This window comes from Corallococcus terminator (assembly GCF_003611635.1).
In the GTDB taxonomy this organism is placed as follows: domain Bacteria; phylum Myxococcota; class Myxococcia; order Myxococcales; family Myxococcaceae; genus Corallococcus; species Corallococcus terminator.
In genome coordinates this window covers 35,694-58,596 of record NZ_RAVZ01000006.1, presented here as the reverse complement: position 1 = coordinate 58,596, position 22,903 = coordinate 35,694, and the positions used below count along the sequence as shown (strand labels likewise).

Sequence of the window (22,903 nt, the reverse complement as noted above, 5' to 3'; positions counted from 1 at the left end):
ATCTGACATGAATGCACCGCGCCCGTGGGCCTCCGTTATCCTTGTGCTGGCACTGGCGCTGGGGTGCACCACGACTCGACGGGGTGTGGGGCTGCGCGCGGATGGCACTCCGGAGTACGAGGACTGCCCGGACGCCACGCTGCGCGTGATGCGACTCCTTCGCTTGAACGTCGGCGACAGCGCGCAGATAGAACTCGACTTCAATCAGGACGATATGAGTCCCATCACGCTCTACGATGGGCCCGTGGAGAGCGTCCTGAATACCAACCTGGGGCCTCTCAGGGGGCCTACGCGGCTGTACGGTCGGGTATGGACGGGCGGTCCGCAGGTGGTCATCCGGTACTACGAGGCTCAGCCTCCGGATGGGGGAGACAGGATTCCCCTCTGCGCGGTGGCCAGGCTGTCAAAGGGACAGCTCCGGAAACGACCTGACTCCAAGCCGGGAACGGCCATCCTCGAGTTCTCGAGCGCAGGCGTCTACATCGTGGATGCGTTCCGCTGAAACACGAAGGCCCCGCATCCCGGTAAAGGGAAGCGGGGCCTCGGTGCTTCAAGCCGTTACTTCACTCAGGCGTTGGACGGCGGAGCCTCGGAAGGCTTCGCCTCGCCCTCGGTGGAGGCGGCCGGCGCGGCGGTCTCCACGGGAGCGGCCTCGGTCGGCGTGGCCGGGGCGGCGGCGCGGGCCTCCGCTTCGGCGCGGGCGCGTGCAACCTCGTCGCTGCGCTGGTCGCTGGCGGCGACCTCGTCCGGCGTCAGCTCCGTGCGGTCGGCGAGCATGCCCGTCTTCTTCTCCAGGTCCTTGATGGCCCGGCGAAGCAGGTCGCGCTCCAACAGCGTGCGGTTCAGGCGCTTCTCCAGGGCCTTGTACTTGTCCTTGCCCAGGTCGGCCTCGGACTTCGTCACGGCGAGGATGCGGGCCTGGGTATCGGTGCGGCCCTTGATGCGGCGCAGCTCCTTCTCCAGCTCCACGGCGCGCGCGCGGTCCTTGTTCGCCGCGGTCTCCAGCCGGTCCATCTTCTCGCGGTCCGCGTCGTTCAGCTCGCGGTAGCGGCGCACGGGCTCGGCCGGGGCCACCGGCGTGGACGGCACCGACACCGCCGCGCTCACCACGGGCTCGCTCGCGGGCGCGGCGATCTGGTCCGTGGACGCGGGAGCGGCCGCGACAGGGGCGGGCGTGGACGTCACGGCCTGCACGGGGGCGGGGGCTTCACGGCGGCGGTTGCCACCGCGCGAGTCGGCCTCGGCGCGCAGCTTGGCGTTCTCCGTCAGGGCGTGCGACAGCTCCTCGCGCGTCTGCGCGAGCTGGATGCTGGCGTTGCGCTCCACCTCGGCGCGGGCCTTCACCAGGTCCTGCGCGCCCTTGTCGCCTTCCTTCTGGTCGAAGAGCTTGCGCTTCGTCTGCTTGAGCTGCTCCTTGACCTCCTGGAGCTGCGCGCGCTGTTCGTCCAGTTCCTTCTGCTTGCGCTGGACCTCCGACTCCGCCTTGGCGCGAGCCTTGGTCTCCGACTCCAGCTCCCCACGGAACGAGGGCGATGAGACCGACGGACGGTTCGCGGTACCGCCTGAAGCGCCGCCCTTGTCTCCGAAGAGGAGCAGGCCGAGCGTCACGGCGAAACCGATCGATACCAAGATGAGAGCAACGACCAAGGGAACAACCTCCACAGAAGGATGCAAAAAGCGGGGCAGCCTACCGCCGGGACATGGCGCGTCAAGGCTTCACTGGCAGACACACCCCCGGGCTCCTGCCGCACCGGCCGGGCCTCGGAGCCCCGCCTGCCGTGCGCTGGCCTTTCCAGGTCCGGTCTGGCGCCCGCCCCGGCGAATCCGTAAACAGGGGGTTCGCAGCCGTCCTCACGGGAGTCCAAGCAAGCCCATGGCGCACCTGGAGCTGAAGCCGAAGCAGGACGTGTCGAGCTTCCGCAAGCTCGCCATCGGGAGCTGGACGACCGCGTACGACCCCACCGTCTACGGCACGCTGACGGTGCGCATGGACGCGGCGCTCACGTACCTGGACGCCCTCCACCAGCGCACCGGGGTCCGTCTCACCCCCCTGCACCTGGTCATCAAGGCCCTGGGTGAAGCGCTGCGCCGCTGCCCGGACGCCAACGCGCTCTTGCGCTTCCAGCGCATCTACCTGCGCCAGCACATCACCCTGTGCGCGCTGGTGTCCGACGCGGATGCGGACCGGCCGGGGCTCACGCCCGCGCGCATCGAGGACGTGGATCAAAAGGGCCTGCACGCCGTCGCGCAGGAACTGGACGCTGCGGTGGCGCGGGCGCGCGAAGGCCGTGACGCCGCGCTGGAGAAGGGCCGGGGCCTCCTGAAGCGCGTTCCGCCGCTCTTGCTCCACCGCTTCACCGGACTGATGTCGTTCCTGTCGTATTCGCTGAACGTGGATCCGGACTGGCTGGGGCTGCCGAAGGATCCATTCGGCTCCGCGGTGGTGGTGGACGCGGGCACCCTGGGCCTGGACACGGCGTACCTGCCGCTCGCGCCGTTCACCCGCGTGCCCATCTTCATCGCGCCCGGCGCGGTGCGGGAGGTGGCGGTGGTGGAGGAGGGCAGGGTGGTGCCCGGCCGCGTGATGAGCCTCAACGCGTCCTTCGACCACCGCTTCATCGACGGCTACCACGCGGGCGTCATCGCCAACACGCTGCGAGAGCTGCTGGAGCACCCGGCGGACTTCTTCGACACGCCGCCGGGCGCCCCTGCTTCATCCCGCTAGTACGCGTACTCCCAGCCGCCACGCGCCCGCGCTCCACCGCCCCGGCGCGCGCTCATCTCGCGCAGCCGGCGCACGCGCTCCGGAATGGGCGGGTGCGTGGAGAACAGCGACATCACCCCGCCGTGGTGCAGCGGGTTGACGATGAACAGGTGCGACGTGGCGGGGGCCCTGTCATAGGGCATGGCCTGCGCGGCGTTCTCCATCTTCAAAAGGGCGCTCGCCAGCGCATCCGGATCCCCGCACAGCTCCGCGCCCGTGGCGTCCGCGCCGTACTCGCGCGAGCGGCTCACCGCCAGTTGCAGCAGCGTGGCCGCGATGGGCGCCACCAGCAGCAGGCCCAGGTTGGACAGCGCGCCGGCCACGCCACCGCCCTCTTCGTCGTCACCGCGGCTGAGCATGCTCCCGCCGAACCAGAAGAGCATCTGCGCCGCGTAGCTGATGACGCCCGCGAGCGTCGCCGCCACCGTGCCGATGAGCGTGTCCCGGTTGCGCACGTGGCCAATCTCGTGCGCCAGCACCCCTTCCAGCTCGCGCCGGTCCAGGATGTCCACGATGCCCGCCGTCACCGCCACCGCCGCGTGGCTGGGGTTTCTGCCCGTGGCGAACGCGTTGGGCTGCCGGGTGGGCAGCAGGTACACCTTCGGCTTCGGCATGCCCGCGCGGGCGGACAGGCGCTCCACCATCTCGTGCAGCCAGGGCGCCTGCTCGTAGGGGAGCGGCTGCGCGCCGTGGATGGCCAGCGCGATGCGGTCGCTGAACCAGTACGAGCCGAAGTTCATCACCACCGCGAAGAAGCCCGCCATCGCGAGCCCCTGCGCGCCGCCCAGCCGCTGGCCGATGACGAGCACCAGCGCCGTCAACCCGGCCAGCAGGACGGTCGTCTTCAAGGCGTTGCCCAGCCGGTGCCACCCGCCGCCCTTGAGCGCCGGTGCGGCCGGTCCTCGGGATGTCATGTGGGGGTCACGCTGCGCCATGGTCCTCGTTCCGTGCCTTTCGTCCCGGTCAACCGCTGGGGACCCAGGAAACGTAAGCAGGCGCGGGGAGGCGTCAATGAAGAGGGGGCCGGGCTGCCCCGGCGTCCGTCCTGCTTCCGCGACGGGATTTCCTCACAGGTAGAAACGATCCGTCACGCCCGCCGTACGCTGGAGGATGGCGCTCCAGCCCAGCCAGATGTCGACGCCGCTGTCGCCCGCCTTCGGCTCGCCCCCCAGGGCGCCGAGCGAGCCCGTGCAGCCGGCCACCGTCGCGAGCCCCGTCTCGCGGATGTGCTCCAGCAGGGCGCGCAGCGTGGGCATGCGGCGCTTCTCGAAGCGGTCGCTGATGTCCTCACGGCCGGTGAAGTCCGGCTCGTCCAGGCGGTCCAGCAGGAAACGCTCCAGTGCCCACCAGAACAGGTACACTTCCGCGCGCCGCCCGGACGCCACCGCCGCCGCCGCGATGGACAGGCCCTGGTGCACGCGGTCGTATTCGCCACTGTGCAGGAAGACGACGACCCTGTTCTCCGGCGCGTTCACGGGACGGGCTCATACCGTCCAGAAGCCGTGCCGTCCATCCGCGCCCCGAGTGCGACCGCTCGGGTCCTTTGGCTTGCACCCCGGCCCCGCCACTTGCTAGGAATCCAACGGAATTACACGTTTTTTGCAACGACAGAGCGGGCGGCTTTCCGGGACATGGGCGACGAGACGACAGCCAGGCGCAAGGATGCCCACCTCGACCTGTGCGCCACCGGCGACGTGGAGCCCGCGCAGAACTCGACGCTGCTGGAGCACGTCCACCTCATCCACTGCGCCATGCCGGAGCTGGCGGCGGACGAAGTCGACCTGGGCACGCCGTTCATGGGCAAGGCGCTGCGGGCGCCCCTGCTCGTCACCGGCATGACGGGTGGCACCGAGCGCGCGGGAGCCGTCAACCGCGAGCTGGCGCTGCTCGCCGAGCGGCACGGGCTGGCCTTCGGGGTCGGCAGCCAGCGCGCGATGGCGGAGGACGCCTCGCGCACGGCCTCGTACGCGGTGCGCGACGTGGCGCCCACGGTGGCGCTCATCGGCAACATCGGGCTGTACCAGGCCATTGGCCTGGGCGTGGACGGCGTGCGGCGGCTGTCGGACGCCATTGGCGCGGACGGCATGGCGCTGCACCTGAACGCCGGCCAGGAGCTGACGCAGCCCGAAGGCGACCGCGACTTCCGGGGCGGCTACCGCGTGGTGGAGGAGCTGGCGCGGGCCTTTGGCGACCGGCTGCTGGTGAAGGAGACCGGGTGCGGCATCGGCCCGGACGTGGCGCGGCGGCTGGTGGAGCTGGGCGTGCGCAACGTGGATGTCTCCGGGCTGGGCGGCACGTCGTGGGTGCGCGTGGAGCAGCTTCGCGCGACCGGGCCGCAGGCGCAGGTGGGCGCGGAGTTCAGCGGCTGGGGCATCCCCACCGCGGCGGCCATCGCCAGCGTGCGCAAGGCGGTGGGGCCCGACGTGCGGCTCGTCGCCAGCGGCGGGGTGCGGGGTGGTTTGGATTGCGCGAAGGTGCTCGCGCTGGGCGCGGACCTCGCGGGCATGGCGCTCCCGTTGTTCCGGGCCCAGCAGCAGGGCGGCCTCGCGGCGGCGGAAGAGGCATTGAAGGTCATCCTGACGGCCCTGCGGCAGGCGCTGGTGCTGACGGGAAGTCGGAACGTCGCGGAGTTGCGGCAGCGTCCGCGCGTGGTGTCCGGAGCTCTGAAGGATTGGTTGGCGGCCCTGTGAAGCAGGGCGGCTCCCAGGTTGGGAAGGAACAACATGTCTGACACCGTCACATCCCGGCTCTCCGGATTCCACAAGCTGCCGATGGAAGAGCGCCTCGCTCAGATCGGACGCATGTTCCGGTTGTCGGACGAGGAGCTGGAGCAGCTCCGCGGTGTGGGCACGCTGGAGCCGGTCCTCGCCAATCAGATGATTGAAAACGCGGTGGGCATCTTCTCCCTGCCGCTGGGACTGGGGCTCAACCTCAACGTCAACGGGCGCGACTACATCGTGCCCATGGCGGTGGAGGAGCCCTCCGTCGTGGCGGCGGTGTCGTTCGCGTCGAAGATCGTCCGCGAGTCCGGCGGCTTCGTCGCGGAGGCCGACGAGTCGATGATGATCGGCCAGGTGCAGGTGTCGAACTACGGCGACCCCACCCTGGCCTCCGAGCGCATCCTGGACGCGAAGGAGGAGATCCTCGCCCTGGCGAACAGCTTCCACCCGGCGATGGTCGCCCGTGGCGGTGGCGCCCGGGACGTGGAGGTGCGCCTCTTGCCCGCGCCGGAGGGTCCGCGCGGCGAGCCGCTGCTCATCGTCCACATCCTCATCGACACGCAGGAGGCGATGGGCGCGAACCTCATCAACACGGTCGCCGAGGGCGTGGCGCCGCTGATTGAGCAGGTGACGGGCGGCCGGGTGTATCTGCGCATCCTGTCCAACCTGTCGGACAAGAGGCTCGCGCGCGCCACCTGCCGCATCCCGCTGTCGATGCTGGCGGACTTCGACCTGCCGGGAGAGACCATCGCGGAGGGCATCGCCCAGGCGAGCCGCTTCGCGGAAGCGGATCCGTACCGCGCCGCCACGCACAACAAGGGCGTGATGAACGGCATCGACGCGGTGGCCATCGCCACCGGTCAGGACTGGCGCTCCATCGAAGCGGGCGCGCACGCGTTCGCCTGCCGCGGGGGCCAGTACCGGCCGCTGTCCACCTGGTACCTGGAGGAGGGGCACCTCGTGGGCCGCATCGAATTGCCGCTCGCGCTGGGCACGGTGGGCGGTCCCATCAAGGTGCACCCGGGCGTGCAGGTGGCGCTCAAGCTGCTGCGCGTGTCGGGCGTGCGCGAGCTGTCCATGGTGTTCGCGGCGGTGGGGCTCGCGCAGAACTTCGCGGCGCTCCGGGCCCTGGGTTCGGTGGGCATCCAGAAGGGCCACATGGCCATGCACGCCCGCAGCGTCGCGGTGACGGCGGGTGCGCGCGGCGGCGACGTGGAGAAGGTCGCCAACCTCCTGGTGAAGGCCGGCCACGTGAAGGTGGAGAAGGCGAAGGAGATCCTGGCGAGCCTGATTCTGGAGAAGCCCGCCGTCGCGGTCACCATCACCAACGGCTGATTCCTCCCCCGCGCCTGTTCGCGGGGACCCTGGCGGGGCGGTGCGCTTGGTAAAGTGCCCGCCCCTCTTCCTTGTCCAGTGTCCGGTGCCATGACTGCCTCGACGAATCCCCTGGTCGCCTTCGGTGCCGGCAAGGTCATCCTGCTGGGCGAGCACAGCGTGGTGTACGGCTACCCCGCGCTCGCCGGACCCCTGAGCTTCGGCGTGACGGCGCGCGGCGTGCCCGCGCGCTCCTGCCAGCTCGATGTGCCGGTGACGGCGGACGCCGCGCAGAAGCGGCTGATGCGCAAGGCGTTCGCGAGGGCGGCCCGGTTGGTGGGCGAGCCCAAGGTGAAGGTGACGCTGGAGCCTCAACTGCCCCTGTCCGCGGGGCTGGGCAGCTCGGCGGCGCTGGCGGTGGCCCTGTCGCGCGTACTGCTTCAGGCCTCGGGACAGGTGCCCACGCCGAAGGCGACGGCGATTCTCGCGTGGGAGATGGAGCAGGAGTTCCACGGCACGCCGTCCGGCGTGGACCACACCACCAGCGCGGAGGAGAAGCTCATCCTCTACCGCCGGGTGCAAAGCCCCGCGGGCGTCGTCGGCCGGGCGCGCGAGGTGAAGAGTCCGCGCGCGCTGTCGGTGGTGGTGGCGCTGGCGGGAGCGCGCAGTCCCACGAAGGTGACGGTGGGCGCGCTGCGCGAGCGGCAGGCACGGTGGCCGGAGCGCTACCGTCGGCTGTTCGCGCAGGTGGGAAAGCTCGTCACCGAGGCATCGAAGGCGGTGGAGGCTGGCGACCTGGAGGGGCTGGGGGACGCGATGAACGTCAACCAGGGCCTGCTGGGCGCGCTGGGCCTGTCGTCTCCGGCGCTGGAAGACATGGTGTACCGGCTGCGCGGCATGGGCGCGCTGGGCGCCAAATTCACCGGGGCAGGGGGTGACGGCGGTGCTGTCATCGGCCTCTTCCTCGAACCGGGGCCCGTGGTCGCGAAGCTGACGCGCGACGGCGTGCGCTGCTTCGCCAGCCAACTGGCGGGACCGCGGCCCCACGGAGATCGTTCATGAAAGCAACCGTCCGGGCGCATCCGAACATCGCCCTCGTGAAGTACTGGGGAAAGCGCGACGAGGCGCTCATCCTCCCGCACCAGTCCAGCCTGTCGCTCACGCTGGCGCCCATCCACGTGACGACCACCGTGGAGTTCGGCGCCGGGTCCGACCAGGTGGAGTTGCACGGCCACGTCGCGAAGGGCAGCGAGCGCGACCGCGTGCTGCGCCTCCTGGACGCCGTGCGCGTGCAGGCGGGCCGCGACCTGGGCCCCGCGAAGGTGGTGTCGCGCGGCGACTTCCCCATGGCGGCGGGCCTCGCCAGCAGCGCGGCGGGCTTCGCGGCGCTGGCGGTGGCGGGGCGCGCGGCGGCGGGCCTCCCGTCGGACACCCGCGCCTCCAGCATCCTCGCGCGGCGGGGCAGCGGCTCCGCGTGCCGCAGCGTGCAGGGCGGCTTCTGCGAGTGGATGCGCGGCGAGCGCGAGGACGGCGAGGACAGCTACGCCGTGCAGCGCTTCGACGCGGGGCACTGGTCGGACCTGCGCATGGTGGTGGCCATCGTCGACCGCGGAGAGAAGGAAGTGAAGTCGCGCGACGGGATGAAGGGCGCGGTGGAGACGAGCCCCTACTACGCCGCGTGGGTGAAGGACGCGGAGGCCGAGGTGCCCCGCGCCCGCGAGCTCATCGCGAAGAAGGACCTGGAGGCGCTGGGAGAGCTGTGTGAGCGCAACGCATGGCGCATGCACAGCACGTCGCTCGCGGCCGATCCGCCGCTCTGCTACCTGAGCCCGGCCACGCTGGGCCTCATCCAGAACCTGCGCGAGCAGCGCAAGAAGGGCGTGCCGGTGTGGTTCACGCTCGATGCCGGGCCCAACCCGGTGCTGCTGACGGACGCGGCGCACGAGGTGACGGCGGAGGCCGTGGCCCGCGCGTGCGGCGCGGTGGACGTGGTGCGCTGCGTGCCCGGCGGGGACGCGACGCTGCTGACGGAGCACCTGTTCTGATGGAGCGCGCCCTCTCCGCACCCGGCAAGCTGTTCGTCTCCGGCGAATACGCCGTGCTGTGGGGAGGCGTCTCGCGCGTGGCCGCGGTGGCGCCCCGCACGGCCGCCTACGTGCGCAGGCGGCAGGACTCGCGCGTGCACATCTGCCTGGAGGAGGGGACGCTCCAGGGCCTCACCACGCCCCGGGGCGTGAAGTGGGAGCGCGACGTGCCGGCGGGCTTCTCCTTCGTCGCGCGCACGCTGGACGAAGCGCTGCGTGCGCACGGACGGCCCAGCGTGGGCTTCGATGTCGCGGTGGCGCCGGGCGCGCTGGGGCCGGGCGGCCACAAGCTGGGCATTGGTGGCAGCGCCTCCGCGACGGTGCTCGCGGCGGAGGCCGCCCGCTTCATCCTGGAAGAGAAGTTCGACGTGCTGAAGCTCGCGCTCGTCGCGCACACGCTGGGGCAGGGCGGCACGGGCAGTGGCGGCGACGTGGCGTCCAGCTTCGCGGGCGGCCTCGCGCGCTACCGGCGCTACGACGTGACGGCGCTGACGGAGGCCGCCAACACCGGCCGCTTCCACGCGGCGCTCGCGGAATCGCCCCCGGTGGACCTGTGGCGCATGCCCGCGCCCCGCGTGGCCATGCTCTACGCCTTCACCGGGGAGAGCGCGTCCACGAAGCTGCTCATCGCCCAGGTGGAGGCGAAGCTCGCGGAAGCGGGTCGTCAGTCGTTCGTGGAGCGCTCGGACGCGCTGGGCCAGTCGATCGAGGATGGCCTGGGCGGTGGTGACTTCCGCGCCTTCACGGACGCGGTGAAGGCCCAGCACGCGCTGCTGCTGGAGCTGGGCCCGCTGGAGACCGAAGGCATGCGCCGGGTGCTGGCCATCGCCGCGTCCTACGGCTGCGCGGGCAAGCTGTCCGGCGCGGGCGGCGGGGACGGGTGCATCCTCTTCGCTCCGGACGTGAAGGCCCGCGAGGAGCTGCGCCAGGGCCTGGAGTCGCGCGGCTTCCTCACGCTGACGTTGGACGTGGAGCCCGGCGTGCGCGGTGAAGCGCAGGCGGACCCACGGCTTCGCGGCTGGGTGGACGCGCTCGTCTGAAGACGGTGCTGCGCGCGTTCGGGTCGGCCGTTAGAACATGTGACCGAACGTGATGTAGAAGCGCTGGCGGCCCGTCTCGGTGGAGCGCGCGTAGTCCATGCGCACCACGGCCGCGCGGCGCGAGAAGCGCAGACCGCCGCCGATGCCCGGGTGCCACTCATGCCACTTGCCATCCGTCACGCCCGGGTGCCACACGCGGCCCAGGTCCAGGAACACCACCGCGCCCAGCGCGAGCGGCTGACCGAGGACGGACATCTTCGCCGCCTGGAAGCGCAGCTCCGAATTGCTGAAGGCCTTCACGTTGCCGGCGAAGCGGTTGCGCTCGATGCCGCGCACGCTGCTCATGCCGCCAATGCCCTCGGACACGTTGACGCCGCCCGTGGTCATCCACTCGAAGAAGGGCACTTCGCCAAACAGCATGTCCAGCGTGAGCCGCTGCGCGAACACCAGCCGCGGCGACAGCCGGATGTAGCGGCGCTCGCTCAGCGTCACGCCCGCGTACTGGTAGCGGCTGAAGGTGGCCAGGCCCGACACGCGCAGCGCCACCTCCTCCACGCCACCGGAAGTCGGATCCGCTTCGTCGTCGCGCGTGTCCCAGAGCGCGCCCGCGAGAATCTGTCCGCTGGTGCCGCCCTCGATGCCGATGGGCTTCTCCTGCGCGAGGATGGACGTCTCGTAGGGTGACACGCTGGTGTTGCGCCACCCGTAGCCCACGTAGGACTGGAAGGGGTGCGTCTCACCGAAGGGCCGGCCGCGCAGGCGGACCCAGAGGCCCGGCGAGCCCTTGTCGTAGTTGTAGCGCTGGTCGTCCACGTTGCCGCGGAAGTCCGGGGCGGACAGGTTGCCCGCGCCGAAGAAGGGACTGCTCTTCTCCTTGCGGTACTCCAGCCGGCCTTCCAACCGCAGCGGTCCCAGCAACTGCGGGCCGTCGTAGCGGAGGTAATGATTCATGGCGCCGCGCGAGCTGAAGAAGATCTGCGCGGACAGCGCGTGCGCGTACGGCGTCTTGCCGGGCGCGTACAGGTACATGCCGCCCACCGCGCCGTAGCCGAAGCCCTGATCCGAGCTGAAGCTCACCAGGGGCAGCGCGATGCCGTCCATCGTCGGCGTCTTCTTCACGGGCAGGAGCCCGGGCGCGGTCCGACCGGCCGCGGCGGCGCTGAGCGTCAGCAGGAGGAAGAAGAGACAGACGAAAGGAGCCAGCATCGAAACCCCGTGAAGCCCCAGGGGGGCGCATCGATTCCAGCCCGGGATCAGTGAACGTTCTGCCCGCCTGCTCTCCAAGAGAGCATCGCGGCCCCAGAAGCTCCTGTCCCCCTGAATGCCCATTTTGCCTCGCGGGATGGGGGAGCCGTCAACGTGCGCGAAAGTCTGAGCGAACTCGTCAGCGAGAATTCACGGAATTGGGCGAACACCCTCGTCCGGCGCATCGGGGCGAAAGTTCCGCCCGTGGCGGCGCGCCGTGCGCGCAACGTCCTGCTGGTGCATCTGGACGGGGTGCCCAAGGCCCTGCTGGACGAGGCGATTGTCACGGGGCGGATGCCATTCTTCGGACACCTGGTGCGCTCAGGCGCGTATCACCTGGAGAACGCCTTCTGGGGCGCACCCACTTCTACCCCATTCTTCCAGGCGGGTTTGCTCTACGGGCTCCAGCATCCAAACCTGCCCGGTTACAGTTGGTACGACCGGGCGCTCGGCCGGAAGGTCCAGATGAACACCCCGGGCGACGCGATGGCCATCGACGCGCGCCTGCGGGGCCACGGTCGCACGAGCCTGTTGGATGACGGCGGGCACACCTACTTCTCGCTCTTCCACGCGGGCGCCACCAACCGCATGTGCATGAGCACGCTGTCCAGCTTCAAGCTGATGGCGCGCTCGTTCGCGTACGAGATGCAGGGCCTGGGCGCGGCGCGCACCCGGGGCGCATGGGACTTCCTGCGCTCGTTCGGGATGGAGTCCTTCCATGCCGTGCGCGAGGTGCGTCAGTGGGCGCACTCCGTCAACGACTGGCGCCACGAGCAGGGCTTCCTCTTGAGCCGCATCCTCCTCCAGCGGTTGGGCTGGAGCTTCGCGTACACCAAGTCCCTGGTGGACATGGTGCGCGGCGTGCCGCTCATCTACCTCGTGTACGGCAACTTCGACGAAGTGGCCCACCGGCGCGGCCCGCGCTCCGAGCTGGCGATGCAGGAGCTGCACCGTGTCGACGCGTCCCTGGCGGAGCTGTTCGCCGTGGCCCGCGCGGCGCCGGAGCCCTACGACGTCATCCTCCTGTCCGACCACGGCCACGTGGACAGCCTGCCCCTGGAGCAGCGCCAGGGCCGGCGTCTGGAGGCGGTGCTCTTCGAAGGCCCCACGCCGCCGTTGCGCGACGACGTGCGACGCGGCCTGCTGGATGGGCGCGAGGCGCCGACGCCGGACACGGCCGCGCGTGAGCCCTTCGTGCCCGTGGTGGTGGAGGCCGGCAACTTCGCGCACATCTACCTGAGCGGTCGTGCCGCGCCGCTGGAGGCGCGTGAGCTGCTGGCGCGGTATCCGGAGGTGCTCGCACGGGCCATGGACAATCCGGACATCGGCATGGTGGCGATGCGCCGGGGTTCGGAGGCGGTGGTGGTGATGGGCGGGGGCGTCTATGGCCCGGCGGACCTGGACCGCGCGCCCCTGTCATCCGAATACAGCCGGCGCGCCGTGGCGGACTTCCTCCACGGCCTGCCGCACATGGAGACGGCGGGCGACCTGGTGCTCTTTGGCGAGGCCGTCCAGAAGGGCGGCACGGTGGGCTTCGCGTGGGAGTTCGGCTCGCACGGGGGCCTCACGAAGGTGGAGTCCGACAGCCTGGTGATGTGGCCCGCGAACGGGCCGGTGGACCTGTCTGGCCTGAGCCACTGCGCGCGGCTGCACGAGCGGTTGGCGGAGGCCTACCTGGACACGGGCTCGCCGCGAATCCTGCATTGAAACCCGAAGGGAGGACCATGCGGCTTCCCAACGCCGGTGGACGCACGTGGCTCAAGGTGCTGGGCGCCGTGGTGGGGCTCGTGCTGTCCGTGCTCCTGCTGTCCACGGCCTTCTTCAAGTGGAACCTGAGCGGGGCAGGGGACCTGCTGATTCCCCGCTTCCCGCTGCGCCAGTTCATCGCGGACCTGCCCGGGCACCTGGTGTGGCTGGTGCCCTTCATGTTGCTCCAGGCGTCGCTCGTGCCGCTGCGGGCGGTGCAGTGGCAGGCCACGCTGCGCAAGCCCATCCCGTTCAAGGAGCGCTACCACCTGGTGGGCATTGGCGTCTTCGTGCACAACGCGCTGCCGGGGAAGCTGGGCGAGGTGACGCGGGCCTTCCTGCTCGCGCGCACGCAGCACGTGCCCTTCATCCGGGGCCTGGGCTCCGTGGGCGTGTGCAAGCTGATGGAGTTCGCCTGCCTGATGCTGCTGGTGGCCCTGTCCTTCCTGGGCCCCTTCGGCATGACGATGGCCCACTTCCAGGGGCAGTTGAAGGTGGCCATCTCGCTGTGCATCGGGCTGGTCGCGCTGGTGGTGCTGCTGGCCCACTGGGCGGCGCCCCTGGGCCGCTGGCTGCACAAGCGTCACAGCCTGCCGCGCGTGGAGAGCTTCCTGAGCCACGTGGGTGAGGGCCTGGGCACCGCGCGCTCGTTCAAGGGCATGGCGAAGGTGTTCTTCTTCTCCATCTTCCCGGTGTCCGCCTCCGCGCTGGCGTATGGCCTCGCGCTGCACGGCATCGGCATCCCTGGCGGGCTCTTCGCGGGCGCGGTGGTGCTGGGCGCCATCTCCCTGGGACAGGCGCTGCCAGGCGTCCCGGCGGGCATGGGCATCTACTACTTCGTGACGAGCTGGGCGGCGCGCTCCCTGGGGGCCAGTCCGGAAGCGGCGGCGGCCTTCGCCACGCTCACCCACCTGGGCACCGTGCTCAGCCAGGTGTCCGTGGGCGCGCTGTCCGTGCACCACAGCAAGCTGCGCATCCGCGACCTGCGCAAGGGGGGCCGGCTGGCCAACGCCGCGGCGCACCATGTGGCGCATGAGGCCGTGGAACCCGCGCCGCCCTGATCCGCGCGAAGGCCTGCTGCCGGAAAACAAAAAAGGCCCCGACTTGTGGTCGGGGCCCTTCTTTACTTCATGCCCGGGAGAGGACTCGAACCTCCATGCCCTTGCAGGCGCTAGACCCTGAATCTAGTGTGTCTACCAATTCCACCACCCGGGCGGGTTGGCGCGGCGTTGCGACGGGGCAGACGTATAAAGAACCTCTTCTGCCCGGTCAAGCCCCGTTTTTGGCCTACTTCTTCAGGGGCCATTTCCCTTCGGATTCGAGCTTCCGGCGGATGGCCGGGTTCTCATCCATGAAGGCGACGAGGGACTCCTCGGTGATCTCCACCGTGACGTCCTCGCTGGCCACTTCCGTCTGGCAGGACAGGCGGGAATAGGGCCGCACGTCGAAGCCCATGTCCAGGCGGTCCATCTCGTCGTCCCGCTGCTCGCTCAGCGAGTCGAAGCCCTTGCGGATCCACACATGGCAGGTGGAGCACCCGCACACGCCGCCGCAGCTATGGCCCACCTGGGCCTCGCCCTTCTCCGCGGCGTCCAGCAGGGTGGTGCCCGGGGGCACGTCCACGGCGACCTCCGCCAGGGGGCTCTTGAAGGTGACCTTGGGCACGGTCAGTACTCCTCCACGGAATGGCCGGACACCACCTGGGTGATGGCGCGGTTCATGACCCGTTCGATGAAGGCCCGGGACGCCTCGTCCAGCGCGTGCAGGGCCTCCTTCACGGCCAGGTAGTCCTTGCCCTTCGCCGTCTCGCGCACGCGGGCCATGGCGGCCTGGATGCTCTCCGGCTCGCCGGCCTCCAGCAGGGCCGCGTTCTCGCGCAACTGTCGGTCGGCTTCCGTGAGGACGCGCTCGGCCTCCACCTGCTGTTCGCGCACCTGGCGGGCCTGGATGTCGTCCTCGGCGTAGTCGATGGAGTCGAGCAGCATCTGCTCAATCTCCTCATCCGACAGGCCGTGGCTGGGCTTCACGGTGATGGTCTGCGCGACGCCGGTGCTCTGCTCCTTCGCGGTGACGGACAGGATGCCATCCGCGTCCACCTGGAAGCGCACCTCCACCCGGGCCATCCCCGCCGCCATGGGCGGGATGCCGGAGAGGGTGAAGCGCGCGAGGCTGCGGTTGTCCTGCACCAGCTCCCGCTCGCCCTGCACCACGTGCACGTCCAGGCCCGTCTGGCCGTCCTTGAACGTGGTGAACACCTGCGCCGCCGCCGTGGGGATGGTGGAGTTGCGCTGGATCAGCTTCTCCGCGATGCCGCCCATCGTCTCCAAGCCCAGCGACAGGGGCAGCACGTCCAGCAGCAGCACCTCGTCCTGGCGGTTGCCGTCGGTGAGAAGGCTCGCCTGCACCGCCGCGCCCAGCGCGACGACCTGATCCGGATCGATGTCGCCCAGGGGCTCGCGGCCGAACAGCTCCGCGACGAAGCGGCGCACCGCCGGCACGCGCGTGGAGCCGCCCACCAGGATGACGCCGTCCAGCTCCCCGGCCCCCACGCCCGCGTCCTTCAATGCCCGGCGGCACACCATGCCCGTCTTCTGCACGAGCGGCTGGATCCACGCCTCGAAGTCCGCGCGGGTGACGGGCTGCGAGTGTCCGCCCACGCTGAGCGTCACCTCCGCCACGTCCGTCAGCGCTTCCTTCGCCCTGCGCGCCGCCGCCATCGTCTCAGCGACCTGCGAAGGGGTGGGGGAGGCAGCGCCCATCGCTTGGAGCACGCGCTCCGCGATGGCGCGGTCGAAGTCGTCGCCGCCCAGGGCCGAATCGCCGCCGGTGGACTTCACCTCGAAGACGCCGTCCTCCAGCTTGAGGATGGAGATGTCGAAGGTGCCGCCGCCCAGGTCATAGACGGCGAACATGCCCTGGCTGCCCTTGTCCAGGCCGTAGGCCAGGGCCGCCGCGGTGGGCTCGTTGAGCAGCCGCAGCACCTCCAGGCCCGCGAGCTTCCCCGCGTCCCGGGTGGCCTGCCGCTGGGCATCGTCGAAGTAGGCGGGCACGGTGATGACGGCCTGCTCCACCTTGCCGGAGAAGTGCGCCTCCGCGCGGCGCTTCAGGGCGCGGAGGATCTCGCCGGAGACTTCAATGGGCGTCACCGGCTGGCCGCCGGCCACGTCGAAGCGCACCACCTGCGAGCCGGGAACGAAGCGGTAGGCCCCCAGCTTGCGCGTCTCCGCGTCATCCGGGCCCCGGCCCATGAAGCGCTTCACCGACACGATGGTGTCCGTGGGGGCGTCGGCCGCGAGCAGTCGCGCACGCGCGCCCACCACCACGCCGCCGTCCTTGCCGTAGTGCACCACGGAGGGCAGCAGGAGCGAATCCCCGTCGTCCACCGGGACGCAGCGGGGCTTGCCCTGGGACACGGACGCCACCAGTGAGTGGGTGGTCCCCAGGTCGATGCCCACCACGTGCCCCTTGGGCTTCAGCGGGTCGTGGATCTGCATAAAGCCGTTGTTGCTCACGCGAGCACCTCCTCCTCGAACGCGTCCACCTGCTCGAGGAAGCGCGTGAAGTAGCGCACCCGCCCCAGCGCGTGCGATGCCTTTCTAATCCCGTCCTGTGAATCGCCCGCTCCCTCCAGTGACTGGAGTGCGGACACGGCCTCCGCGAGCGCCGCCTGCTTCCTCGCCGCGACGTCCTTCGCCATGGCCTGGGCCTTCGGCAGGTCCTTCGCCGCGATGGTGTCGTCCAGGTCCTCGCGCAGGGTCATGACCTCCTCCAGGAACGCCAGGGGCATGTCCTTCTGTGCGCCTGCGTCCTCCCGGTCCAGGTCGATGCCGTGGAGCTTGAGCAGGTAGAAGGCGCGGCGGACCGGGTCCTTGAGCGTCTTGTAGGCCTCGTTGAGGGCGGTGGTGCCCTCCAGGGCCTGGAGCCGCTCGCGGGCATTGCCCTGGGCGACGCGGTCCGGGTGAAGCTGGAGCGACAGCTCCCGGAACTGCTTCTCCAGGGCCGGCACGTCCACGGCGTGGGAGCGGGGCAGCCCGAACACGTCGAAGTGGGTCCTCACGGTGGGGGAATCCTCATGGGGGGCGAAACGAAAAAGGGGCCCGGCACCGGGCCGGACCCCTGGTACCCGCTCCCTGACCGACGGGGCGGGCGGGTGGACCGCGCGTCACGTCAGACGGAGAAGCTCTCTCCGCAGCCGCAGGCGGCCTTCACGTTCGGGTTGTTCAACTTGAAGCCAGAGGCCATCAGCGTCTGCTCGAACACCAGCTCCGTGCCGATGAGGTACAGGTAGCTCTTCGGATCCACGAAGACGCGCACGCCGTCCTTCTCGAACACCTTGTCGCGCTCGCGGGACTTCTCCGACCACTCCATGGAGTACTGGAGGCCGGAGCAGCCACCGCCCTTCACGGCGATGCGCAACCCTGCCTCCGGCGTCTGGCGCTCCGCCAGCAGCACCTTGAGGCGCTCCACCGCGCTGTCCGCCAGGCCAATGCCCTTGGGCGCCGGCTTGGGGGGCGTCTGAGGGGCCTGGGTCGTCTGGGCCTGCTCGTTCATGGGGTCGTCCTCGCTTCCTGAAAGGTGCAGCGTGCGTCGAGAGCCGCCAACTACGACTGCCGTGCCGCGCGCTTCTTCTTGAAGTCCTCGATGGCCGCCTTGATGGCGTCCTCGGCCAGCACGGAGCAGTGGATCTTCACGGGGGGCAGCGCCAGCTCCCGCGCCACGTCCTTGTTGGAGATGGTCATCGCCTGGTCGACCGTCTTGCCCTTCACCCACTCGGTGACGAGCGAGCTGGACGCGATGGCGGAGCCGCAGCCGAAGGTCTTGAAGCGCGCATCCTCGATGACGCCCGAATCGCTGATCTTCAACTGGAGGCGCATCACGTCGCCGCAGGCGGGGGCGCCCACGAGGCCGGTGCCCACGTTCGGGTCGTTCTTGTCGAGCGTCCCCACGTTGCGGGGGTTCTCGTAGTGCTCGATGACCTTCTCGCTGTAAGCCATGCGTAACGCTCCTTCACACAACGCTTGAACTGATGCGCCAGGGGGGCAACCGATGCGCTGCCGGGCGGGCGGGGGCTCCCGTGCCCGGTTGGAATCCGTGTCGGTGGAAAAACCTGCGCGGCTAGTGCGCCGTCCACTCGATGCTCTTCAGGTCGATGCCTTCCTTGGCCATCTCGTACAGGGGGCTCATGTCTCGCAACTTGCGGACTTTGTCCACCACGAGGCGGATGACGAAGTCCACCTCCTCCTCGGTGTTGAAGCGGCCCAGGCCGAAGCGGATGGAGCTGTGGGCCATGTCCTCCTCCACGCCCAGGGCGCGCAGCACGTAGGAGGGCTCCAGGGAGGCGGAGGTGCACGCGGACCCGGACGACACCGCGACGTCCTTGATGGACATCATCAGCGCCTCTCCTTCCACGTAGGAGAAGGAGATGTTGAGGCTGCCCGGCATGCGGTGCTCCAGGCTGCCATTCACCACCGTCAAGTCCAACTGCTCCATGATGCCGGTGCGCAGCCGCTCGCGCAGGCGGAACAGGCGCGCGGCTTCCGCCGGCAGGTCCTGCTTCGCCACTTCCGCCGCCGCGCCGAAGCCGACGATGGAGGCCACGTTGAGCGTGCCGCTGCGCATGCCGCGCTCGTGCCCGCCGCCGTCCACCATGGGGGCGATGCGCACGCGCGGCTTGCGGCGCACGTACAGTGCGCCCACGCCCTTGGGGCCGTACATCTTGTGGGCGCTGATGGACGCCAGGTCCACGTTCATCGCCTCCACGTCGAAGGGCACCTTGCCCACGCCCTGCACCGCGTCGCAGTGGAAGAGGACGCCCTTCTCACGGCACAGCTTGCCGATCTCCGCCACCGGCTGGATGACGCCGATCTCGTTGTTGGCGAACATGATGGAGATGAGCACCGTCTTGGGCGTGATGGCCGCGGCCAGCTTCTCCAGGCTGATGCGCCCGTCCCGCTCCACGTCCAGGTAGGTGACGCGCGCGCCGCCCGTCGGCATCTCCGCCCACTTCTGGTACGTCGCGTCCGACTCCAGGTCGAACTTCACCGCGAGCTCCGCCACGTCCTCGGGCTGCACGTCGCGCTCGGCGAGCTGGCCCAGGCGCAAGAGCTTGAGCTCGTCCAGCCGCTCCTGCCGCACGCGCTCCAGGCGCTTGCAGGTGTCCAGGATGGCCTTGTGCTCGGTCTTCAGGGTGATGATGTGGTCGCCCTTGGACTTGTAGAACTCGATGACGCCCTTGATGGCCAGGTTGTCGGACTCGGTGGCGCCGGAGGTGAAGACGATCTCCTTCTCCGACGCGCCAATGAGCTCCGCCACCTGCCGGCGGGCCTTCTCCACCGCGGCCTCGGCCTTCCAGCCGAAGGCATGGTTGCGGCTGGCCGCGTTGCCGAAGTCTTCACGGAGGTAGGGCAACATCGCTTCCAGCACCCGCGGGTCGAGCGGGGTGGTGGCGTGGTTGTCCATGTAGATGGGCAGGTTCAGCATGGCTTCCTCGGAAGAAATGATGCGGGAGGGTGGGACTTCCCCTCCGCTCCCCGGCGACGCGGTGGGTCCGCGCGCAGCGGCAGGGTCTACATCGGCCCACACGAATGTGGACCGGACTGGTCAATTATAAAATCGACCCCCCTCGGGTCAAGGGAACATAAGGCGAGGTCCCTCCTTCGGTGACGCGCCGGGCCGGGAAGGGCGTCAGGCACCGCGCCGTGGCGGTGCAACGCTTGTCCAGAGTGGATCACTCCGGGTGCACCGTCCTGGCACGTTCCGCGCCGAAATGGTGCCCCGCCAGGTCGCAAGTGCCCGTTTCCAGGCATCGAGGGGGATGGCCGGGCGCCTGCACTGGAAGGCGCCCGGAGGATGCACACATGAGCGCCAACGCGAAGTCGCAGGCCCGGGGCAATGGACAGGACGCGGGAGGGGAGGCGGGAGGTCGGCCGGCCCTGGTCCGGCTGGAGGGCGGCCTGGAGCGTTCCCGCTACACGGACGGGTGGCGGGCGGGCAAGCCGGCGGAGGATCCGGACAAGGTGAAGGGCTGGGGGCTCATCACCGCGCGGCCCAGCGAGTTCCTCATCCACATGCGCCGGGGCCGGGTGCGCGAGGTGAGCGGCCAGGGCGCGAGCTGCTTCAAGCTGCCCGGGGACTCGGTGGCCATCGTGCCCACCAGCATCCAGCGGTTGCAGTTCACCGCGGATCAGGTGACGAGCGAGAAGGTGGGCGTGGCGGTGACGGGGCTCGCGGTGTACCGCATCGCGGATCCGCTGGTGGCCTTCCGGATGCTCAACTTCAGCTACCCGGAGCGGGCGCAGGAGAAGCTGGCGGAGCTGCTGCGGGAGATGTTCGTGGGCGCGGCGCGAAGGCTCGTCGCGAACCTCACCGTGGAGGAGTGCCTCACGCGGCGCAAGGAGGGCATCGCGGAGGAGTTGATGCGCGAAATCGCCCCCGTGCTCTCCGGACAGGGCCGGCTGGAGGACCGCACGGACACGGGCTGGGGCGTGCTGCTGGACACGATTGAGATCCAGGACGTGCGCGTGCTGTCCGCGTCCGTCTTCGAGCACATGCAGGCCCGCTTCCGCCGCGAACAGGAACGGCAGGCGCGCGAGGCGGAGCTCACGAAGGAGCGCTTCGTGCGGCGCGAGGAGACGGAGGGTGAGCGCGTGCTCAACCTCCAGAAGCTCGCGGCCCGGGAAGAGGTGCGCCAGCGCACGCAGGCCACCGAGGAGCAGGCGCGGCTGGAGCAGCTCGCGGTGGAGGCGCGCGTCGCTGGCACGCGGCTCGCGCAGGAGCGGCAGGCGCAGCAGGAACAGACGGCGGTGGAGCGCGAGGTGGCGCTCGCGAAGCTGGCCGCACAGGAGGAGGTGCGCACGCAGACGCAGGCCGCGGAGGAGCAGGCCCGGCTGGAGGCCCTGGGCGCCGAGGCCCGGCTCGCGGAGGCGCAGCTCAACAGCGAACGGCAGCTCGCGTTCAACCGCGCGCAGGGCGAGCTGGAGCAGTTGCGACTGGCGCAGGAGGCGGAGGTCGCCAAGGCCCAGGTGGAGCTGGAGCGCCTGCGCCGGCAACAGGAGGCGGAGGCCGCGCGCCATGAAATCCAGTTGGCGGAGGCACGGCAGGAGGCCGAGCAACTGGCCGCCCGGCTCCAGGTGCTGCTGGCGAAGCAGTCCATCGCGGAGGCGGAGGCGGGCATCACGGAGCTGGAGCTGCGGCGCACCCGGGCGCAGCAGGGCCTGGAGTTGGAGCGGGCCCGGGCGATGCGGGAGATTGAGAACACGGTGAGCCCGGAGGTCATCCAGATGACGCTGGCGCGGCAGCTCCCCCAGGTGGCGGCGGCCTTCCAGCAGAAGATGGGCGAGGTGCACGTGACGGCGGTGGATGGAGCGAACCCCTTTGGCTACATCGCCGCCGCGGTGGAGGGGGTGATGGGGCTGGCGCGCTCGGCGGGGTTGAAGGTGCCGGTGCCCCCGCATGCGATGCCGGTGGAGTAGCCGCCCCGCCGGGCTCCGCATATAGAAGGGAGCCTCCCGGGTCCGGGACGAGCGGGGAGCCAGGCACGCATGGACTTCAAGAAGCTGACGGTGGCGGCGGTGGTGGCGGGTGTGGCGGTGGCCGTGGTGCCCTGGCTGCTGCCCACCGGACCCACGACGGGGCTGGACGCGGCCCGGTTCCTGGAGTCGGGAAGCCTCGCCTGGGGCGCGCTGGTGGTGTTCGCCGGCGGCCTGCTCACCGCGCTGACGCCGTGCGTGTACCCGCTCATCCCCATTACCGTGTCGGTGTTCGGCGCGCGGAAGGCGGAAGGGCGTGGCCGTTCGCTGGCGCTGACCTCGTCGTACATCGTGGGCATGGGCGTGGTGTTCAGCGCGCTGGGCATCCTGGCGGCGAAGACGGGGCAGGCCTTCGGCTCCATGCTGGGCAGTCCCCTGGTGGTGACGGGGCTGGCGGTGTTCCTGCTGGTGCTGGCGACGTCGATGTTCGGCGCGTTCGAGCTGGCGCTGCCGTCATCGCTCCAGTCGAAGCTGACCAGCGTGGGTGGCGCGGGCATCGCGGGCGCGTTCCTGATGGGCAGCGTGTCCGGGTTCCTGGCGGCGCCGTGCACGGGGCCGGTGCTCACGGGCCTCCTGGCCTTCGTGGCGAAGTCCGCGAACACGACGCTGGGCGCGACGCTGCTGTTCATCTACGCGCTGGGCATTGGCGTGCCGTTCTTCCTCATCGGCGTGTTCACGGTGCGGCTGCCGCGCGGTGGCGTGTGGATGGAGTGGGTGAAGAGCGTGCTGGGCATCATGCTGGTGGCGCTCGCGTTCTCGTACCTGAAGGACGCCTTCCCCTGGGCGCGCGACACGGTGAAGACGCTGGGTGCGCAGGTGGGGCAGTTGCCGGGCGCGGCCATCGCCGCGGTGCTGGCGACGGTGGGCGTGCTGGTGGGCGCGGTGCACCGCTCGTTCAAGGAAGGCGCGCGCGACTTCGGCTTCAAGGCGCTGGGCGTGGTGCTGGTGGTGGGCGCGCTGGTGGTGCGCGGCGGCGCGCTGGACGCTCGGCCCACGGGGGAGCTGTGGGTGCGCCTGGGGCTGGCTCAGCCTCCGAAGGCTCCCGCATGGCAGTGGCACCACGTGATGCCGCCCAAGCAGACCCCGTTTGATCCGCTCCAGTTCGAACAGGTGCTCGCGACGGCGAAGGCGGAGGGGCGGCCGGTGCTCATCGACTTCTTCGCGGACTGGTGCGCGGCCTGCAAGGAGCTGGACCGGGAGACCTACCCGTCGAGCATGGTCATCACCCAGGCGGAGTCCGGGCGCTTCCTCACCATCAAGATCGACGCGACGAACACCGAGGACCACCTGGACGCGCTGATGGAGAAGCTGGGCGTGGAGGGCCTTCCCACGGTGGCCTTCGTGCATCCGGACGGCACGGTGATGACGAGTCCGCGCGTGACGGGCTTCCTGCCGCCGGAGCCCTTCACGGCGGAGATGCGCAAGGTCGTCGTGCAGTAGGACTTCCACCGCGAGCGCGGAA

The 22,903-nt window shown here is 70.2% G+C and carries 21 protein-coding genes and 1 tRNA gene; 11 read left to right on the top strand and 11 right to left on the bottom strand.

Annotated features, from left to right (window positions below):
- Positions 1–7: 7 nt before the first annotated feature.
- Complete coding sequence (locus tag D7V88_RS02015; protein ID WP_120538885.1) at positions 8–502, top strand: serine/threonine protein kinase; 495 nt, start codon at positions 8–10, stop codon at positions 500–502.
- A 65-nt stretch (positions 503–567) separates the two neighbouring features.
- Here the strand turns inward: D7V88_RS02015 and D7V88_RS02010 are convergent, their stop codons facing one another.
- Positions 568–1,647, bottom strand: coding sequence for a coiled-coil domain-containing protein (locus D7V88_RS02010; protein ID WP_120538884.1), 1,080 nt, complete (start codon positions 1,645–1,647; stop codon positions 568–570).
- Between the two features lie 226 nt (positions 1,648–1,873).
- On the opposite strand from D7V88_RS02010, the gene D7V88_RS02005 reads away from it, so the two are divergent.
- Positions 1,874–2,725, top strand: coding sequence for a 2-oxo acid dehydrogenase subunit E2 (locus tag D7V88_RS02005; RefSeq protein ID WP_120538883.1), 852 nt, complete (start codon positions 1,874–1,876; stop codon positions 2,723–2,725).
- Here the strand turns inward: D7V88_RS02005 and D7V88_RS02000 are convergent.
- Positions 2,722–3,678: a zinc metalloprotease HtpX gene (locus D7V88_RS02000; protein WP_208726059.1), complete on the bottom strand. Its 957-nt coding sequence runs from the start codon at positions 3,676–3,678 to the stop codon at positions 2,722–2,724. The two genes, D7V88_RS02005 and D7V88_RS02000, sit on opposite strands and share 4 nt — an antisense overlap.
- Before the next feature lie 153 nt (positions 3,679–3,831).
- Positions 3,832–4,239: a hypothetical protein gene (locus D7V88_RS01995; protein WP_120538881.1), complete on the bottom strand. Its 408-nt coding sequence runs from the start codon at positions 4,237–4,239 to the stop codon at positions 3,832–3,834.
- Between the two features lie 156 nt (positions 4,240–4,395).
- Between D7V88_RS01995 and fni the strand changes: the two genes are divergently transcribed.
- From fni to D7V88_RS01970, 5 genes are all read left to right on the top strand, one after another.
- Positions 4,396–5,454 carry a type 2 isopentenyl-diphosphate Delta-isomerase gene (gene fni / locus D7V88_RS01990; RefSeq protein ID WP_120538880.1) on the top strand — a complete coding sequence of 353 codons (1,059 nt, stop codon included), beginning with the start codon at positions 4,396–4,398 and terminating at the stop codon, positions 5,452–5,454.
- Between the two features lie 33 nt (positions 5,455–5,487).
- A complete protein-coding gene (locus D7V88_RS01985) occupies positions 5,488–6,819 on the top strand; it encodes a hydroxymethylglutaryl-CoA reductase, degradative (protein WP_120538879.1) in 1,332 nt (443 codons plus the stop codon).
- A gap of 90 nt (positions 6,820–6,909) precedes the next feature.
- The gene (gene mvk / locus D7V88_RS01980; protein WP_120538878.1) at positions 6,910–7,860 is read left to right on the top strand and encodes a mevalonate kinase; all 951 of its coding nucleotides are present in this window, start codon (positions 6,910–6,912) and stop codon (positions 7,858–7,860) included.
- On the top strand, positions 7,857–8,843 hold the full coding sequence (gene mvaD / locus D7V88_RS01975) for a diphosphomevalonate decarboxylase (protein ID WP_120538877.1): 987 nt from the start codon (positions 7,857–7,859) through the stop codon (positions 8,841–8,843). The genes mvk and mvaD overlap by 4 nt, the downstream gene beginning before the upstream one ends.
- Entirely contained in the window at positions 8,843–9,922 is a 1,080-nt protein-coding gene (locus tag D7V88_RS01970; protein WP_120538876.1) for a mevalonate kinase family protein, read from the top strand. The genes mvaD and D7V88_RS01970 overlap by 1 nt, the downstream gene beginning before the upstream one ends.
- A gap of 30 nt (positions 9,923–9,952) precedes the next feature.
- On the opposite strand, the gene omp85 is transcribed toward D7V88_RS01970, so the two are convergent.
- Complete coding sequence (omp85, locus tag D7V88_RS01965; protein ID WP_120538875.1) at positions 9,953–11,128, bottom strand: Omp85 family outer membrane protein; 1,176 nt, start codon at positions 11,126–11,128, stop codon at positions 9,953–9,955.
- Between the two features lie 153 nt (positions 11,129–11,281).
- On the opposite strand from omp85, the gene D7V88_RS01960 reads away from it, so the two are divergent.
- Together D7V88_RS01960 and D7V88_RS01955 are read left to right on the top strand one after the other, a co-directional pair.
- Complete coding sequence (locus D7V88_RS01960; RefSeq protein WP_120538874.1) at positions 11,282–12,874, top strand: alkaline phosphatase family protein; 1,593 nt, start codon at positions 11,282–11,284, stop codon at positions 12,872–12,874.
- Positions 12,875–12,891: 17 nt separating this feature from the next.
- Positions 12,892–13,974, top strand: coding sequence for a lysylphosphatidylglycerol synthase transmembrane domain-containing protein (locus D7V88_RS01955; protein ID WP_120538873.1), 1,083 nt, complete (start codon positions 12,892–12,894; stop codon positions 13,972–13,974).
- 70 nt (positions 13,975–14,044) lie between these two features.
- Here the strand turns inward: D7V88_RS01955 and D7V88_RS01950 are convergent.
- The 7 genes from D7V88_RS01950 to D7V88_RS01920 form a co-directional block, all read right to left on the bottom strand.
- Positions 14,045–14,128: transfer RNA gene (locus tag D7V88_RS01950), tRNA-Leu, on the bottom strand.
- A gap of 72 nt (positions 14,129–14,200) precedes the next feature.
- On the bottom strand, positions 14,201–14,578 hold the full coding sequence (locus D7V88_RS01945) for a 2Fe-2S iron-sulfur cluster-binding protein (protein ID WP_120538872.1): 378 nt from the start codon (positions 14,576–14,578) through the stop codon (positions 14,201–14,203).
- Between the two features lie 2 nt (positions 14,579–14,580).
- On the bottom strand, positions 14,581–16,425 hold the full coding sequence (gene hscA, locus D7V88_RS01940; RefSeq protein WP_120538871.1) for a Fe-S protein assembly chaperone HscA: 1,845 nt from the start codon (positions 16,423–16,425) through the stop codon (positions 14,581–14,583).
- Positions 16,422–16,970 (bottom strand): Fe-S protein assembly co-chaperone HscB, encoded by a 549-nt coding sequence (gene hscB, locus D7V88_RS01935; protein ID WP_120538870.1) that lies wholly within the window; start codon positions 16,968–16,970, stop codon positions 16,422–16,424. Before hscB ends, hscA begins: the two co-directional genes overlap by 4 nt.
- Positions 16,971–17,080: 110 nt before the next feature.
- Positions 17,081–17,464 carry a HesB/IscA family protein gene (locus D7V88_RS01930; RefSeq protein WP_120532155.1) on the bottom strand — a complete coding sequence of 128 codons (384 nt, stop codon included), beginning with the start codon at positions 17,462–17,464 and terminating at the stop codon, positions 17,081–17,083.
- Positions 17,465–17,514: 50 nt separating this feature from the next.
- A complete protein-coding gene (iscU, locus tag D7V88_RS01925) occupies positions 17,515–17,907 on the bottom strand; it encodes a Fe-S cluster assembly scaffold IscU (RefSeq protein WP_120538869.1) in 393 nt (130 codons plus the stop codon).
- 121 nt (positions 17,908–18,028) lie between these two features.
- Positions 18,029–19,390 (bottom strand): IscS subfamily cysteine desulfurase, encoded by a 1,362-nt coding sequence (locus D7V88_RS01920; protein ID WP_244237914.1) that lies wholly within the window; start codon positions 19,388–19,390, stop codon positions 18,029–18,031.
- Positions 19,391–19,770: 380 nt separating this feature from the next.
- Between D7V88_RS01920 and D7V88_RS01915 the strand changes: the two genes are divergently transcribed.
- Positions 19,771–21,384, top strand: a complete 1,614-nt coding sequence (locus D7V88_RS01915; protein ID WP_120538867.1) for an SPFH domain-containing protein — start codon at positions 19,771–19,773, stop codon at positions 21,382–21,384.
- A gap of 69 nt (positions 21,385–21,453) precedes the next feature.
- Positions 21,454–22,881: a protein-disulfide reductase DsbD family protein gene (locus D7V88_RS01910; RefSeq protein ID WP_120538866.1), complete on the top strand. Its 1,428-nt coding sequence runs from the start codon at positions 21,454–21,456 to the stop codon at positions 22,879–22,881.
- Positions 22,882–22,903: the final 22 nt, after the last annotated feature.